The following is a 16,464-nucleotide window of genomic DNA, read 5'->3' on the forward strand; positions in this document are numbered from 1 at the left end:
GGTAATCGATCATCCGCTAAAAGCATGCACGATTGGGGAAGCCATGGACGCGAACAGCAACTCTTCACAGGTCCTGCCGCTCACCGCTGCCCAAGCGGGCATGTGGTTTGCGCAGAAATTCAGTTCGCCGGATTCGATATTCAATCTTGCCGAGTCCATAGAAATTCACGGACCGATCGATCCATCGCTGTTCGAGGCGGCCTTGCGGCAAGCCGGGATGGAAGCGGAAACCGTACGGGTAAGGTTCATCGAGCATAGCGATGGGCCTCGACAGGTCATTTCCTCCACACTGGATACGGCCTTTCCATTCATCGATGTCAGCTCCGAGCCGGATCCGCAGGCGGCGGCGGAAAGCTGGATGATGGCGGAGTTGACTCGCCCGGTCGATCTGCTGACAGGGCCGCTCTGGGTCTGCGCATTGTTCAAGGCCGCGCCGGACCACTACTTCTGGTACCATCGCAGCCATCACATCGTCATGGACGGTTTCACGGGCGGGCTCTTCGCCCGGCGTGTCGCCGAGATCTACACAGCGTTCGCCGAGGGACGCTCTCCCGAAGAGGGCACGTTCGGTCCGTTGGGTCTGCTCCTCGAAGAAGAGGCCACGTATCGAAGCTCCGAACGATTTGCACGCGACCGCCAATACTGGTTAAAACATTTCATCAAACGGCCGGCCGCGCTTAGTCTCGCCGATCAGCGGCGGCAAAATGTCGGGGGCCTCCTCCGTCACACGATCCATCTCTCTGCTGAAAGTGTGAAGGCGCTGCGCGCGACAGCTCAGGTCAGCGGTGCAAGTCTTCCGCAGATTATGATCGCCGCGACCGCCGCTTATCTCTATCGCGTGACTGGTGTTGAAGACCTGGTCATTGGTCTGCCGGTGGCGGCCCGGCCCAAGGGGCGCCTGCGACGTGTACCCGGGATGGTCGCGAACGCTGTGCCGCTACGTTTGGCCATGAGCCCGGGCATGAGCGCGACGTCGCTCATTCGTGAGGTGGGACGGCAAGTCCGCGAGGCAATTCGGCACCAGTGCTACAGGTATGAGGATCTGAGGCGGGACCTCAATCTGCTCCCTGCCAACCAGCACCTTTTCACGACCGTCATCAATATCGAACCGTTCGACTACGATCTCCGCTTCGCCGGCCATCCCGCGACGACGCACAACTTGTCCAATGGCTCGGCCGACGACCTTGCCGTGTTCGTCTACGACCGCGGCGACGGGAAAGGCCTGCGGATTGATTTCGATGCCAATCCCGCACTCTACAGCGCGAAGGATCTCGCCGATCACCAGCAGCGTCTCGTGAGGCTTGTCGACGCGATCGTAGCCAGTCCCGATCGGCCGATTGGCGGAATAGACATTCTCGACGCGGCGGAGCGGCATCGGGTGCTGGTCGAGTGGAATGACACCGGGCGCGTCGTGCCGCCCACGACCTTGCCAGCGCTGGTCGAGGCTCAGGTCGTGCAGCGCGGTGACGCCACCGCACTAGTGTGTGAGGACACCACGCTCAGCTACGCCGCCCTCAACGCCCGCGCCAACCAGCTCGCGCATCTGCTGATCGCGCAAGGCGCCGGCCCCGAGCAGATCGTCGCCCTTGCCCTGCCACGCTCGGCCGAACTGATCGTCGGCCTGCTCGCCATCGTCAAGAGTGGCGCCGCCTACCTGCCGCTCGACCCCGATTATCCCGCCGACCGTCTCGCCTTCATGCTCGCCGACGCCAGGCCGGTATGCCTCATCACCAGCAATGCTATCGCTCAGCGCCTGCCCGAAGCCGCGCCTCGCCTTGTGCTGGATGATCCCGACACCGCCGGCGTCCTCGCCCGCCAGCCCGACACCAACCCGCGCGACCAGGACCGCACCGCTCCGCTTACCCCGGTCAACCCCGCCTACGTCATCTACACCTCCGGCTCCACCGGAACCCCAAAAGCCGTCGTCGTCTCGCAGGGTAGTCTCCTCAATCTCATGCTGTGGATGATGAGCGAATACGCGTTGAGCGAACCGGACCAAGTGCTGTCTCGGACGTCGGTTAGCTTCGATGCCGCGGGTTGGGAGATCTGGCTGCCGCTGCTTTCAGGCTCTGCACTGAACGTTGCGCCATCCCATGTCACTCGCGATCCGCAGCAATTGATCGACTTTATCAAGCATCAGGGCATCACCGTTGCTCAGTTCGTGCCGTCGCTCCTCGCAGCAACATCCGAACTCATCAGTCCGGCCCACACGCATCGCCTCAGGCACGTCTTCGCGGGCGGCGAGCCGCTGGCTTCGAGCCTGGCGAGAGAAGTGACGTCGGCCTGGAACGTCCCACTGGTCAATCTCTACGGTCCGACCGAGACAACTATCCAAGTGACGTCGTGGCCTTGGCAGCGCGACGGTGTTGGTCAATTCATTCCGATTGGGCGTCCGATCTGGAACACGCGGGTCTACGTACTGGACGACGGCTTGCAGCCGGTGCCGGCCGGAGTGGCGGGCGAACTTTATATCGCCGGTAGCGGTCTGGCGCGCGGCTACCTCAACCGCCCGGGCCTGACCGCCGAACGTTTCGTCGCCGATCCGTTCGGACTGCCGGGCAGCCGCATGTACCGCACCGGCGACCGTGCGCGCTGGCGCCCCGACGGCACGCTGCATTTTCTCGGCCGTGCCGACCATCAGGTCAAGATCCGCGGCTTCCGCATCGAGCCCGGCGAGATCGAGGCCACGCTCGGTCAACATGATGGCGTCGCCCAGGCCGCGGTCGTTGCCCGCGAAGACCTTGCTGGCGACAAGCGCCTCGTCGGCTACGTCGTTGCCGCCGCCGGTCATGCGCCGGACGCAACGATCCTGCGTCAGCATTTGGCGCGCACCTTGCCGGATTACATGGTCCCCGCCGCGTTCGTCGTGCTCGACGCGCTGCCGCTCACGCCCAGCGGCAAGCTCGATCGCAACGCCCTTCCTGCCCCCGACCAACAACCCGCCACCGAATACACGCCACCACGGACAGCGACCGAGAAGGTGCTTGCCGGCCTCTGGGCCGAGACGTTCGGGCTCGAGCGCGTGGGTATCCATGATAACTTTTTCGACCTCGGCGGTCACTCGCTGCTCGTGACACGTCTGATCTCCAAAATCCGTGCTGCTTTCGAGGTCGAGCTGCCCCTTGGTACGCTGTTCGAGGTTTCCACTATCGGCGGGCTCGCTGAACGGCTCGATCAGGCCCAGGCGGCAGCACGACCAGCTCTTCGGCCGGGCCCGCGTCCGGAGGTGATCCCGCTCTCCTTCGCGCAACGTCGCCTATGGTTCCTCAACCATCTCGAAGGACAAAGCCCGCGCTATCATCTCACGCTCGCATTGCGCATTTGCGGTACTCTCGAGCGGGACGCCCTCGAATCCGCCCTCGGCGATTTGGTCGAGCGACATGAGAGTTTGCGCACCGTTTTCCCGGAAACGGCGGGCACACCGCGGCAGCTGATCCTTAATGCGGGAATCGCGCGGCCCATCCTTGCGGTTGCGGCAACCACCGAGGCTGAACTTCCCCAGGCGCTCACCGCGGCCGCGAGCCGGGGCTTCGATCTCGCCGTCGAACCTCCGCTCCGCGCCGACCTCTTCGTCCTCACACCGCATGAGCAGGTACTTTTGCTACTCGTTCACCATATCGCCGGCGACGGAGCGTCACTCGGGCCGCTGGCTCGCGATCTCGCTGTCGCGTATGCCGCGCGCAGTGAAGGCAACGCGCCTGCCTTTGCGCCACTGCCCTTGCAATATGCCGACTACACGCTTTGGCAGCACGGGCTACTGGGCAACGAAGATGATTCGGAGAGCCCGATAGCGCGCCAGCTCGCGTACTGGAGAACCACGCTGCAGGGCCTGCCGGAGCAACTGGAACTGCCGATCGATCATTCCCGGCCGGCTGTTTCCAGCCATCATGGCGATACTGTCGCCTTCGAGATCGCGCCGGAATTGCACCAGGGTCTGCTGATGCTGGCGCGCGAGCAGCAGGCGAGCCTGTTCATGGTGCTCCAGGCCGGCCTCGCCGCGCTGCTCACGCGGCTCGGCGCGGGCACGGACATCCCGATCGGCAGCCCGATCGCGGGGCGAACCGATCACGCGCTCGACGACCTGATCGGATTTTTCGTGAACACCGTGGTGCTGCGCACTGACACGGCCGGAAATCCCAGCTTCCGTGAACTGGTCGATCGCGTGCGCGCCGCGGATCTCGGGGCCTACGCGAATCAGGATTTGCCGTTCGAGCGCATCGTCGAGGCTGTCAACCCGACACGGTCCCTGAGCCGCCATCCGCTCTTCCAGGTGATGCTGGCGTTCCAGAACGCGGGCATGCTCGGCCTCGACATGCCGGGCGTCACCGTGGTCTCGCAACCGATGAGCACAGGCGTCGCCAAATTCGACCTCGCCTTGATCTTGACCGAGAGTCCCCTCGCGCGCGGCCGGTCGGGTGGGATCGAAGGCAGAATCGAATACAGCACGGATCTGTTCGAGCGGAAAACCGTCGAAGCCATCGCCACGCGTTTGGTGCGCCTGTTCGAATCCGCAACCGCCGCGCCCGATCGGCCGATTGGCGGAATAGACATTCTCGACGCGGCGGAGCGGCATCGGGTGCTGGTCGAGTGGAATGACACCGGGCGCGTCGTGCCGCCCACGACCTTGCCAGCGCTGGTCGAGGCTCAGGTCGTGCAGCGCGGTGACGCCACCGCACTAGTGTGTGAGGACACCACGCTCAGCTACGCCGCCCTCAACGCCCGCGCCAACCAGCTCGCGCATCTGCTGATCGCGCAAGGCGCCGGCCCCGAGCAGATCGTCGCCCTTGCCCTGCCACGCTCGGCCGAACTGATCGTCGGCCTGCTCGCCATCGTCAAGAGTGGCGCCGCCTACCTGCCGCTCGACCCCGATTATCCCGCCGACCGTCTCGCCTTCATGCTCGCCGACGCCAGGCCGGTATGCCTCATCACCAGCAATGCTATCGCTCAGCGCCTGCCCGAAGCCGCGCCTCGCCTTGTGCTGGATGATCCCGACACCGCCGGCGTCCTCGCCCGCCAGCCCGACACCAACCCGCGCGACCAGGACCGCACCGCTCCGCTTACCCCGGTCAACCCCGCCTACGTCATCTACACCTCCGGCTCCACCGGAACCCCAAAAGCCGTCGTCGTCTCGCATATCGGCATCACGAGCCTCGCCCGAGCTCAGATCGAGCGGCTCGGCCTCACTCTCGACTCGCGCGTCCTGCAATTCTCCTCGTCCAGTTTCGACGCCTCGATCATGGAGCTGCTGATGGCGCTCCCCGCTGGAGCCGCGCTGGTCGTCCCGCAGGCCGGCCTCATTGCCGGCGAGATCCTTGCCGATACGCTGACCCGGTACGCCGTCAGCCATGCGCTGATTCCGCCGGCGGTTCTCGCCGGCATGCCGACCGAGCGGCTCGAGCAATTCCACACTCTGATCGTTGGCGGCGATGCCTGCCCGCCTGATTTGGTTGCGCGCTGGTCGGAAGGGCGGCGGATGGTCAACGCGTATGGACCAACCGAAACGACGATCTGCGCCACAATGAGCATGCCGCTCTCCGGCGCCGCGGATCCGCCGATTGGGCGTCCGATCTGGAACACGCGGGTCTACGTACTGGACGACGGCTTGCAGCCGGTGCCGGCCGGAGTGGCGGGCGAACTTTATATCGCCGGTAGCGGTCTGGCGCGCGGCTACCTCAACCGCCCGGGCCTGACCGCCGAACGTTTCGTCGCCGATCCGTTCGGACTGCCGGGCAGCCGCATGTACCGCACCGGCGACCGTGCGCGCTGGCGCCCCGACGGCACGCTGCATTTTCTCGGCCGTGCCGACCATCAGGTCAAGATCCGCGGCTTCCGCATCGAGCCCGGCGAGATCGAGGCCACGCTCGGTCAACATGATGGCGTCGCCCAGGCCGCGGTCGTTGCCCGCGAAGACCTTGCTGGCGACAAGCGCCTCGTCGGCTACGTCGTTGCCGCCGCCGGTCATGCGCCGGACGCAACGATCCTGCGTCAGCATTTGGCGCGCACCTTGCCGGATTACATGGTCCCCGCCGCGTTCGTCGTGCTCGACGCGCTGCCGCTCACGCCCAGCGGCAAGCTCGATCGCAACGCCCTTCCTGCCCCCGACCAACAACCCGCCACCGAATACACGCCACCACGAACGGTACGGGAGGAAAAACTCTGCGCACTGTTCGCCGAGACCCTCGGGCTCGAGCGCGTGGGCATCCATGACAACTTCTTCGACCTGGGCGGTCACTCGCTGCTCGCCATCCGCCTTGGCCGCCGCATCTGCAACGAGATCCGGTCGGATTTCCCGATCACGGCGGTTTATACGACGCCGGTCGTCAGGGGCCTGGCGGCGATGCTCGACCTTGATGGACTTTCCGACCGCACCCCGGATCTGTCCCGCGACATCTTCCTTCCGTCGCACATCAAGCTATCCGGTGCGCGCGCGCCGTGCAGGCCCAAACGCATTTTCCTGACCGGAGCCACCGGCTTCGTCGGCAGTCATCTTCTCTCCACGCTGCTCCAGGAGACCGACGCGCATATCGCCTGCCACGTCCGCGCCGCTGATCAAAGATCGGCCGAGACCCGTTTGTGGCAGGCGCTCGATAAGCGAAAGCTTTCGGCGTGCTGGGACGAGCGTCGTATCGAGATCCTGACCGGAAACCTCGGACACACGGCACTCGGACTCAATGAGAGGGGAACCCGCATTGTGCGTGACGAGTGCGACGCGATCTATCATTGCGGCGCGAACGTGGAATTCCTTCATCATTATACCGCGCTGAAACCCGCCAATGTAGACAGCGTCCTCACTCTGCTCGATTGGACCGCGAAGGGACGGCCGAAGAGATTGCACTATGTTTCCACGCTTGCGGTGATCGACAAGTTCCAATCCGGGCCGGTTTCGGAGCAGACCGACCTCACTTCGTGGCAGGGTCTCAAGAGCGGTTATAGCCAAAGCAAGTGGGTCGGCGATACGCTCGCACGGCGGGCACAGATGCGCGGTCTGCCGGTGTCGATCTATCGTCTGAGCAGCGTCACCGGGGATCGCGTCAATGGAATCTGCAACGAAACCGATCTGATCTGGCGGCTTGTCCGGCTCTATGCCGAGCTCGGGGCGATTCCCGACCTGGACCTTCTGCTGAACATGACGCCTGCGGATGATGTCGCGCGGGCGATCGTCCGGCTCGCGGGCAACGAAGCGTCCTGGGGCAGCGTCTATCACCTCATGAACAGCGAACCGCTTCATGTGCAGGAGGTACCCCGGATCTTTCAGCGGCTCGGGCTGCCGCTCGAGCTCGTGCCGCTCGATCGATGGATGGACATTGCGCGAGGGCGGCTCGCGCAAACCCATGACGATGATCTTGCAGCGGTGCTGTCGATCCTATCCAAAGAGGACACGTCGCGATCGCACCCCGAAATTACTTCGGACTCCACGCAGCAACAACTGGCTGCGGTGGGCGCGCCGATCGCGCCGGTCAGGGCCGTCCTGCTCGAACGCTATTTGGCGAGCTTGCTGCTTCCGGAAGTCGTGTCCGATGCTCTTGGGCCAGGTACTGCGGAACAAGCAGCGAGCAGGTTAGTGAGCTAGGGAAGGGGAGTGCACAACATGGCGCGGTTTCTCATTGCTGCCACCTCGGTACCCGGTCACGTCTTCCCCCTGCTTGCCGTTTCCCAGCACCTCATTGGTCGCGGCCACGAGGTCGTCGTGCATACCGGAAGCGTGTTCAGGGAGCGCGTGGAGGCGACCGGCGCGCGATTCGTCGCGTTTCGCCCGGAAATCGACATCGACTATCGGCAACTCGACGCGCGCTTTCCCGAGCGAAGCAAGATCGCTCCCGGCCCCGCTCAGTTCTGCTTCGGATTGAAGCACCTCTTTGCCGATGCCATCCCGCACCAGAGCGCCGGGATACGCGACATCTGTCGCGATTTCCAGATGGATGCGATCATTGTCGATACCATGTTCTGCGGAACTTTTCCGCTCCTGCTGGGACCACGGGAAAAAAGAGTTCCGATCGTCGCGCTCGGGATCACGGCCCTCGCGTTGTCGAGCGCGGACACCGCGTTCTTCGGCACAGCGCTTCCGCCGGCGCGCACGGCGGAGGATCGTGCCCGTAATGCCGCGATGAACTGCCATTTGCAAAAAGCGATCTTCGGCTCCGCGCAACAATACTTCAACGACGTGCTCGTGAAGCACGGGTCGCGCCCTCTGCCGGAATTTCTTTTCGACAGCATGATCAAGCTGCCTGATCTGTACTTACAACTCACGGCCGAGGCATTCGAATACCCGCGCCGCGAAATGCCCGACAACATCCGCTTCGTCGGACCGCTTCTGCCGCCGCCAGCCGCCGATTTCCGTCCGCCGCCTTGGTGGGACGACCTCGACAAGGCCGGTTCGGTCGTCCTCGTCACCCAGGGTACCGTCGCAAATGAAGATCTTGGGCGGCTCGTCGGACCGACTCTGACGGCTCTGGCGAACGAGGATCTGGCCGTGATCGCAAGCACCGGCGGGCCGCCCGTCGACTCGATCCCCGTGACGTTGCCGCCCAATGCGAAGGCGGCGACATTTCTTCCGTTCGACCGCCTGCTCCCGAAGGTGAGCGTCATGGTTACCAATGGCGGCTATGGCGCCGTCACCCACGCTCTCAGTCTCGGGGTGCCGCTGGTCGTCGCCGGGGATAGCGAGGAAAAGCCGGAAATAGCCGCGCGGGTCGACTGGGTGGGCGCCGGCATCAATCTCGGCACCGGCCGACCATCGGCCGCGCAGATTGGCGAGGCTGTCCGCACCGTACTCACGAAGCCGCACTATCGACAGTGCGCGCAGGCGCTGCGCGCCGAATTCGCCCGCCACAACGCTCGTGAGGGGATTGCGGAATTGGTCGAAGACCTGGCGGCTGGCGGGACGGCGGCGAGCGCTCGCGAAAATACGCGCCGCGCGCTCGGCTTCGTCGGCGCTCCGGCTCAGGGCGTAACCCGTCAGGCTGTCGACGTCGATACTGGTTCGACACGCACGATGTCGAAAACGACTTGAACCGCCGATGCTTCAAGCGGCGAGGGCGGTGCAGCCAAACCCACATCGGCTTTCGCAGCACGTTTGCTATCATGCGCTCCGCAACACCGATGCCGCTTTCGCGCTTCCGGTGAGTCCCGAAACGCGATCGCGTTTGCCGCAATCGCTCCGGCATGCAGCTGAGAAACGGCAGCGTGAATTTCTCGCCGGTCGCTGGTGTGCGGAGCAGGCGCTTCGGTATCTGGGTGCTGGTTCAACGCATGTCGCGATGGCCGAGGACCGAGCGCCGATCTGGCCCGACGGCGTGGTCGGCTCAATCACTCATGCCGGCGGTTTTGCCGCAGCGGCGGTTGCGCGGGCGGCGGACATCGCCGGGCTCGGCATCGATTCGGAACAGATCATCGACCCTACGGCGGCGCATGACATCGCTGACATCTGTATGGTCGATGAGGCGGGGCTGTTCAAGGCGGTCCACGGCCGTAGCTTCTGCGAATTCTGCACACTTGTGTTTTCCGCGAAGGAGGCTGTCTTCAAATGTCTTTTTCCGCTGACGCGGAAATTCTTCGAGTTCTCCGATGTGCAGATTACGTCGTTCGACTGGAATCGAAATTATTTCGCATGGACAACCGTCGGCGAACACATCGGAATTGGGCGGCTATCGCACGCCGATGGGTTTGTGCATACCTCGGTCGAATTGTCGTGGCTCGGTATAGCGGCTGAGTAGCAACGTCTCGAAATGGCGGCGCTCGTTCGATCCGGTCGACGGTCTTGCGAGCTGTTGGGTGTCAACCGACCCTTCAGCAGAAAATTAGCCGCAGGCATTTTGGGAATCTTGCAACATTACAACAAGGTCGGTGAAGTGAGGCCAGACGGTCAAGTGAAGTACGAAATGTATCTTATGAAGGTGAGTTCGCCGTCGGAATCCAAGACTCGCGGAGATTTCTGTAGCGTACTGGCGGAGATTCCGGGCGACCAGGCATTTCGCCCGCTTTCGGGAATTGAATGTCCGCTTTTCGCGCGCAAATGAGACGTGGTCGTGAGGTGAATTTTTCGGCAGCGATTATTACGGCAGGCTTACGAGTAGTTGCGTCGGGCCGGGATAACAAGTTTAACGAGACGTGCGACGGACGCAGCACGACTTTCATGAAAGGCCGTCTGGTGGACCTATAAATGCCTGCGGACGATCGAATTCCGGGTAGTCTGCCTCCAGCGCTTCGGGCTCCGTGAGGTCACTGAAATTCTCTGAAGAAGGCTGCCTTTGCGGCTCTTCGTTCAAATTCTCGCTCACTTGCCGCAACTAGGTCACAGGCGCGAAGCTTGCTGTCGATGGCCAGGTTAAAGATGACAACTCCGCCACCCCGCCCACCGCATCGCTCAATCGCGAGCGTATGATTTTTATCGACTGAGCAGTCTGGTCTCCTAAAAAAAACTCGCGACCGGCTGCTTATGGCGGCGGGTTCAACTGGTCGCTGCAACACATTCTGCAAACTTCTCAGCTGGGGTTTGATATAGCAAGGTCTTTCGGGGCCTTTCATTGAGCTGCCTTGCTATTGCGCTGAGTTTGGCTTGGCTATGTAGGGACAGATCGGTGCCGTGCGGAAGATATTGGCGCAGCAATCGGTTGGTGTTTTCGTTTGAGCCACGCTGCCAGGGAGACCGAGGGTCACAAAAATAGACCGCGACCTCGGTGGCCAATGTCAGGCGCTGATGATCGGCGAGCTCTTTGCCTCTGTCCCAGGTCAGCGACCGGTAAAGTTCACTGGGCAATCTCTGTGATTGTTTGATCAGCGCCGAGACGACACTTTCAGTATCCTTGTTCGCGACCTTGACCAGCATCACGTAGCGCGAATGACGCTCCACGAGCGTTGCGACATAGCTGTTCCTGGACCCGCCGATCAGGTCGCCCTCCCAATGGCCCGGCACGGCGCGATCTTCAATAGATGCCGGCCTTTCTCTGATGGACACGGCATTTTCTATCTGGCCGAGCCCGTTTCGTTTCAGGCTGGCGTGCTTGGAGCGGCGGATCGTGCGTTTCGCTCTAAGGTGCTCAAGCAGTTCTTTTTTCAGCACCCCACGCGCCTGAATGAACAGACTGCGATAGATCGTCTCGTGTGACACCCGGTTTTGCAGTTCCCCCGGATATGTGCGTTTGAGCCAGCCAGCAATTTGCTCCGGTGACCATTGCTGCCGCAGCTTGATCGATACTGTCCGGCTCAGGACCGGACGGCAAGCCAGCTTGCAAAGCTTGGGACGCAGCGCCCGATTCCAGGCGGCTTGATCGGACCGGGCAGCCCGATAGCGATCCATGCCACCATTGCGACTGACTTCACGGCTGATGGTCGATGCAGATCGTCCCAATTGCCGAGCAATCGAACGCAACGAACATTGCGTGCTGAGCCCTCTGGAAATCTCCTCCCGTTCAGAGAGGCTGAGCGCCTGTTTGCGGCGCTGCCGGACCGGCGGACGAATGCCACCGGTTGGCGAAATCACCGAAAATACCGACGAGGACTCCCGATCAAATCGGCGTCCGATCGAACTCATCGACTCCCCGGCCTGCCAGCGATTCCAGATCTCAGACCGCTGAGCGGATGAGTAGTAGATGCGACGTCGTTGCTTCATGGTCCACACTCCATCTTGCTGAAAGATTAGTGTGTTGCGCTGACCAGTTGAACCCGCCGCCCAAAGCGGCCGTTCGTCGAGATCGTGCCCTGATCTTGCAATTGAATTCTACGACTATCACACGTAGTCATCGACGGGATGAAGCCCAGCGCTGAAGGCCAGGATCTTTGGTCCTAGGGGTGTCTGAATTGTGAGGAGCGGAAGCAGAAGCCGATAGATTCCGAGCGGCTCGTTTGATGATCACCAACAGAGCCAGCCGGAATTTTCCGGCCAATCACCTGGCGGAAGACTGTCGTGCTGCAGTTACCCCTGCGGCTGTTTGGAGCGAGGTTCCCCGCCGACGGGGTTTGGCCCAATGGCCATAGGGCCTGGCGTGCATCTGCTGCTGAATACTTCTCTGTTGGAACCGCCAAGCTGCCTCTCGTTTTCAGAGACTGTGCCATCTGTCGAGGAGTTGTGCCGGCAACTCGACATCATCGAAATCCAGGCGTTGATGACCGAAGGCTTCGCCGCCGCCATCGGGTTGTGGTAGCCGCAGTGGCGCCGCTTTCCTCTGCCTTCTTTTGACGACAGCACTGGAGGCGGTCGTTAATGTTCGAGGTTGACGGCGCCACCGGGGTGATCATCGCTGGAACTCGCCTCCCGGCTTTGGCGCAACTCTTCCTTTAGCCGTGCCAGCTCCCGCTCCAAGCCTTCGATGCGGTCGAGGATCGGTGCTCAGGCCTGCGCGCCTCCCTTGATCGGCATAACCTTCTTGGGATCGAGCCAGTGGTCGATCCGATCAGCCCAATGCTGCATCAGCTTCGTGCGCGAGCCGATCAGCGCGAGCGGTCCGTGCTTCTTGTAGAGCCCTTCCACAGTCGAATTATCGAGATGCGCGAGCTGCAGCTCGACGACATCGCCGTCCCATGCCTTGGCGTCCTTGATCTCTTCGTGGTGAGACAGGGTCGAGAAGGTGGTCCGGAATCCGTGGGCACAATGATCAGTCTTGGTGTCAATGCCAAGCAGCCGCAAGCGCTTGTTGAGCGTGTTGTTTGATAGCGGCGTGTCCTTCGAGCAGGAAAACGCGTACCGGCGATGGCCGGTCAGCTTCTGGACGCTGCTCAGCATTGCGAGTGCCTGCCGTGACAAAGGCACGACGTGGTCCCAACCGGTCTTCATTTTGGCGGCTGGAATAGTCCAGCGTTCGGCATCCCAATCGACCTCGCTCCACTCCATTTCATTGACCATGCCGGGGCGGGGAATGGTCAGCGCATCGAAGCGCAAGGCAAGGCCAACAACGTCACTAAACCTCGCTCTCGTCCACCGCGCGCTAATGAGCTTGAAGACGCGCGTCACGTCGCGTGGTTCGGTGACGCCGGGACGCGGCGTCGAAATGTTGGCAATCATCTGCCCATTCAGGTTGCGGAATGGATTGTAGCCGTCGCCTTCGACATCGGCATAGTTGCAGATTTGCTCACCGATGCTGCGCACGCGGTCGCGGGTTTCCAGCTTTCCCTCGGCTTCGTATGAACGCATGAACGCGAGCACGTCCGGACGCTTGATGTCCTGCCTGCACAGCTTGCCGAAGCGATCCTTGACGTAGCCTACACGCAGCTCAAGCACCTCGATGGTCTTGGGGTCGCGCACCGCGACGATCCTGCCGCGTTTGACTTTCTCCACCTTCTTCTTCGCGAGCCACTCGTCGGCCCATTGCTCGAAAGGCCGGGCGGCCGCCTGCCTGTGCTTGTCGAGCTGCTTCTCGGTGCTCGGGTCTTTGCCTTCCTTGAGCAGGTCCTTGGCCTTGTCGCGCTCGCGCCGCGCGTCGGCGAGCGAGAACGTGCCATCCTTGCCGTTGCCGTAAAGGCCGATGGAGTAGGTTTTCTGACGGCTGTGGAAGCGGTAGCCCATCCGCCAGAGCTTGGAGGCAGCGTTGCCGGGCCTGCTCTCGTCAGGCGTGACGAAGAGATAGAGACCGCCGCCGGTCACGTCGGAAATCTTGGCGGGGCTCCACGCGCCGTTATTGAATTTCGGTCGGGCGGCGCGGCAGTCGACGTCGGTCCTGATCTGCTTGGGGTTGGCGGACGCGCCTTCGTTCTTGCGGGCCATCTGCTCAATTCCCTCGTTTGGATAGCGAAAGTCGCCGTGAACGTTTGTTCTCCCGATACCAACAAAAATACCAACAAATCGGACGGCTGGGATCGGATGAGAACAAACGGTGACGAATACCGATGTACGCGGAAGAGCCTATTTTTCAAGGGTTTCCGAGCACTGCGCGGACGGTTGCGGACGCTTTGGAACGAGCTTGAACAGCCTAGTTGGTGCCCCTGGCCGGAATCGAACCAGCACTCCTTGCGGAACTCGATTTTGAGTCGAGCGCGTCTACCAATTCCGCCACAGGGGCTTATCGCGCGCTCGGCCGGAAGGCCCAGGAGGTCGCGAAGCCGGCGGAATATAGCGGGCGGGGAGGGCGGGTCAACCCGCAGCTGTCGGAGGATGCCCGAAGAGATCGGACGGCGATGGCTGGAATGGCTTCGCCCTGCTACGCCCATGTCGGCCGCGGCGGATGTACCGTTCAGGGGCGAGCCGCTTCCACCTGTCATCGAACCGACAAAACACTCCGCTGTGATCGCGGCCGCCTCGACAGGGCGGGGCGCGCAGGCTAGGACGCTTTCGCCAGAGGAGATCACCTTGACGTCCGGCACCATTGCAAATCCCTCGCAGACGCGCGGCGCCGCCAACCCGGCGCTGACGGCGGCGCTTGCGGTCACGGCGATCGCGGCGGCGACGCTGGCGGGGGCGTGGTTCATCCAGCTGGTGATGGGTATCCAACCGTGCGAGCTCTGCCTCGCGCAGCGCTACGCCTATTACCTGGTGGTGCCGCTCGGCGCGCTGACCGCCATCGGCGCGGCAAAGGACGCGCCGCGCGGCGCGCTGGTCGCGGGCCTTGCCGTCATCGCGCTGGCGACGCTCGGCAATGCCGGGCTCGCCGCCTATCACGCCGGCGTCGAATGGGGGTTCTGGCAGGGGCCGACCGCCTGCACCGGCCCGGTCGGCAATCTCGGCAGCGCCGGCAACCTGCTGGAGCGCCTCGACACCGTCAAGGTGGTCCGCTGCGACGAGGTGCAGTGGAAGTTTCTCGGCCTATCGCTCGCCGGCTACGACGTGCTGATCTCGCTCTTGATGGCCGCGATCGCCGCCTGGGGCGTCAAGCGTGCCGCGCGGGGCTGAAACGGGCTCCCGCGCGTCAGCGAGAACCCGTCCCGGCAACGTCAATCGTTCGATTTCGGTCCGCCTTCATAGCGGTGCGTGTTGAAATCGCGGTGCGTGTTGAACTCGGCAGCCGATGTCGGCGGCATCTGATCGAATGCGCCGTAAGCGGAAAGATCGGTTACTTGAGGCCGATGCCGCGTGTTCGGCGGGGCCGTGCGTGCAAATGCCTGTCCTGAGACCGCAACCAGCAACATCATCGAGGCCGCTAGCGGAAGAATTTTCGTCATGGCTCTGTTTCCTTACGGTGTGAGAGCCCCCGGTGGTGCGGAGATGCGCATCGCGGCATAGGAATGCCAGTTGATTTCACGCACGTGTTTACAAACGTGACATTAGAATAGGTCTCGGGAATCGGCCTCGCCGGCAATCGGAACCGACCCGGCGCTAATCGTCGACGTCTTCCTGCGGCCGTCCGAACAGATGGATGATGCCGGGGGTTGCGATGGTGACAAAGACAAAGCGCGAAAGGTGATGCGCGCCGACGAAGATCGGATCGATGTGCAGCGTCAGCGCGAGCGCCAGCATCGCGTCCATGGCGCCCGGCGCGAAGGCGACGATGATGTCGGCGAACCGGACGTGGGTGGTCAGCGCGATCACCGCGACGAAGACAGCCGAGATCGCCACCGCGATGGCGAACGACCCCACCGCCGCATTGACGTGGCTGAGCAGGGTTTTTGGCCGCATCCGCGCAAAGCGCGAGCCGATCAGCGCGCCGATGCCGACCAGCGCGATCGCCCGTACCCATGGCGGCAGGCCGCCCTCGATCGCCCCGGTGCCGTGCAGCACGCTGGAGCCGATCATCGCGCCGAACATCCAGCTCGCCGGAAATTTGATCAATCGCAGCAACAGCGCGACCGCGACCGAGGCCGCGATCAGCTCGGCAAGCTCGAGCGGCGAGGCGATCGCGGTCGCCGCCGCGGGCGGGGATGACGGCGCAATTCCGGTCAGCGCCAGCAACATCGGAAGCGCTGCGGTGAGAATGATCACACGCATGGTCTGCACCACCGCGATCGCCGAAACGTCGGCGCCGCGCTCGATGGCGAGCATGGTGATCTGCGACAGCGCGCCGGGACTTCCGGCGAGGAATGCCGAGGTGCGGTCCCAGCCGTGGACACGCTGCAAATAAAGGCTCGAGCCGAAGGTCGAGCAGAACGTCGCCAGTGCCAAGAGGCCGATGGTCAGGGGATAGGCACCCATGTGCTGCAGCAGCTGCCGCGACACCAGCGAGCCCAGCGAAATCCCCAGCAGCACCAGCACCGTCTGGGTCAGGATCGGCGTTACCACCAGCGGCCTTCCCGCAATCGCCGCGATGCAGACCGCGATCATGGCGCCGGAAATCAGCCCGCCCGGCAGATTGGCCACGAGAAACAGCGCGCCCCCGGCGGTGCCGATCACGAGGGTTTCGAGCACGTTGAGGGTTTTGGCGCGGGTGGGGATGGCAAAGGCCATCGATGCGGGGATCAGGCTCACGCCGCCTTATGGCAAATTCGTGAGGTGGGGACAAATGCGCCAGCGCGGTGCAGCAATGCGCGTCCGGAAAAACGGCTCGCCGTCATGCAGGCGTCACCGGGCCCCGCCTTCGGCGAGCCCCGGTGACGGGTAAGACT

9 protein-coding genes and 1 tRNA gene are annotated in these 16,464 nt (G+C 63.0%); 5 read left to right on the forward strand and 5 right to left on the reverse strand.

The features are described from left to right. The first annotated feature begins 43 nt into the window (after positions 1-43). Genes B5525_RS15615 through B5525_RS15625 form a run of 3 tightly spaced genes read left to right on the forward strand, consistent with a single transcriptional unit; the run spans position 44 to position 9,713 of the window. Positions 44-7,570, forward strand: a complete 7,527-nt coding sequence (locus tag B5525_RS15615; protein WP_079573416.1) for a non-ribosomal peptide synthetase — start codon at positions 44-46, stop codon at positions 7,568-7,570. A gap of 18 nt (positions 7,571-7,588) precedes the next feature. Then, positions 7,589-9,010: a glycosyltransferase gene (locus B5525_RS15620; protein ID WP_079566798.1), complete on the forward strand. Its 1,422-nt coding sequence runs from the start codon at positions 7,589-7,591 to the stop codon at positions 9,008-9,010. 7 nt (positions 9,011-9,017) lie between these two features. Next, positions 9,018-9,713, forward strand: coding sequence for a 4'-phosphopantetheinyl transferase family protein (locus B5525_RS15625; RefSeq protein WP_079566799.1), 696 nt, complete (start codon positions 9,018-9,020; stop codon positions 9,711-9,713). Between the two features lie 734 nt (positions 9,714-10,447). Here the strand turns inward: B5525_RS15625 and B5525_RS15630 are convergent. After that, positions 10,448-11,608, reverse strand: coding sequence for an IS30 family transposase (locus B5525_RS15630; RefSeq protein ID WP_079566800.1), 1,161 nt, complete (start codon positions 11,606-11,608; stop codon positions 10,448-10,450). Positions 11,609-11,981: 373 nt separating this feature from the next. On the opposite strand from B5525_RS15630, the gene B5525_RS43965 reads away from it, so the two are divergent. Then, positions 11,982-12,140: a hypothetical protein gene (locus tag B5525_RS43965; RefSeq protein ID WP_154073251.1), complete on the forward strand. Its 159-nt coding sequence runs from the start codon at positions 11,982-11,984 to the stop codon at positions 12,138-12,140. Between the two features lie 185 nt (positions 12,141-12,325). Here B5525_RS43965 and B5525_RS15635 read toward each other — a convergent pair whose 3' ends face one another. Both B5525_RS15635 and B5525_RS15640 read right to left on the reverse strand, forming a co-directional pair. Next, positions 12,326-13,696 carry a tyrosine-type recombinase/integrase gene (locus B5525_RS15635; RefSeq protein WP_079566801.1) on the reverse strand — a complete coding sequence of 457 codons (1,371 nt, stop codon included), beginning with the start codon at positions 13,694-13,696 and terminating at the stop codon, positions 12,326-12,328. A gap of 210 nt (positions 13,697-13,906) precedes the next feature. After that, positions 13,907-13,991: transfer RNA gene (locus tag B5525_RS15640), tRNA-Leu, on the reverse strand. Positions 13,992-14,278: 287 nt separating this feature from the next. Between B5525_RS15640 and B5525_RS15645 the strand changes: the two genes are divergently transcribed. Further along, positions 14,279-14,818 carry a disulfide bond formation protein B gene (locus tag B5525_RS15645; RefSeq protein WP_079573418.1) on the forward strand — a complete coding sequence of 180 codons (540 nt, stop codon included), beginning with the start codon at positions 14,279-14,281 and terminating at the stop codon, positions 14,816-14,818. Positions 14,819-14,859: 41 nt separating this feature from the next. Here the strand turns inward: B5525_RS15645 and B5525_RS15650 are convergent, their stop codons facing one another. Both B5525_RS15650 and B5525_RS15655 read right to left on the reverse strand, forming a co-directional pair. Then, positions 14,860-15,087, reverse strand: coding sequence for a hypothetical protein (locus B5525_RS15650; RefSeq protein WP_154073253.1), 228 nt, complete (start codon positions 15,085-15,087; stop codon positions 14,860-14,862). A gap of 154 nt (positions 15,088-15,241) precedes the next feature. Next, on the reverse strand, positions 15,242-16,327 hold the full coding sequence (locus B5525_RS15655) for an AbrB family transcriptional regulator (protein ID WP_154073254.1): 1,086 nt from the start codon (positions 16,325-16,327) through the stop codon (positions 15,242-15,244). Between the last annotated feature and the right edge of the window lie 137 nt (positions 16,328-16,464).

This window comes from Bradyrhizobium erythrophlei (genome assembly GCF_900129505.1).
Lineage (GTDB): Bacteria > Pseudomonadota > Alphaproteobacteria > Rhizobiales > Xanthobacteraceae > Bradyrhizobium > Bradyrhizobium erythrophlei_D.

Excerpts from the sequence above, each read along its gene's own strand:
- B5525_RS15615 (WP_079573416.1), top strand. The coding sequence starts at position 44 with ATGGACGCGAACAGCAACTCTTCACAGGTCCTGCCGCTCACCGCTGCC.
- B5525_RS15620 (WP_079566798.1), top strand. The coding sequence starts at position 7,589 with ATGGCGCGGTTTCTCATTGCTGCCACCTCGGTACCCGGTCACGTCTTC.
- B5525_RS15625 (WP_079566799.1), top strand. The coding sequence starts at position 9,018 with ATGCTTCAAGCGGCGAGGGCGGTGCAGCCAAACCCACATCGGCTTTCG.
- B5525_RS15630 (WP_079566800.1), bottom strand. The coding sequence starts at position 11,608 with ATGAAGCAACGACGTCGCATCTACTACTCATCCGCTCAGCGGTCTGAG.
- B5525_RS15635 (WP_079566801.1), bottom strand. The coding sequence starts at position 13,696 with ATGGCCCGCAAGAACGAAGGCGCGTCCGCCAACCCCAAGCAGATCAGG.
- B5525_RS15650 (WP_154073253.1), bottom strand. The coding sequence starts at position 15,087 with ATGACGAAAATTCTTCCGCTAGCGGCCTCGATGATGTTGCTGGTTGCG.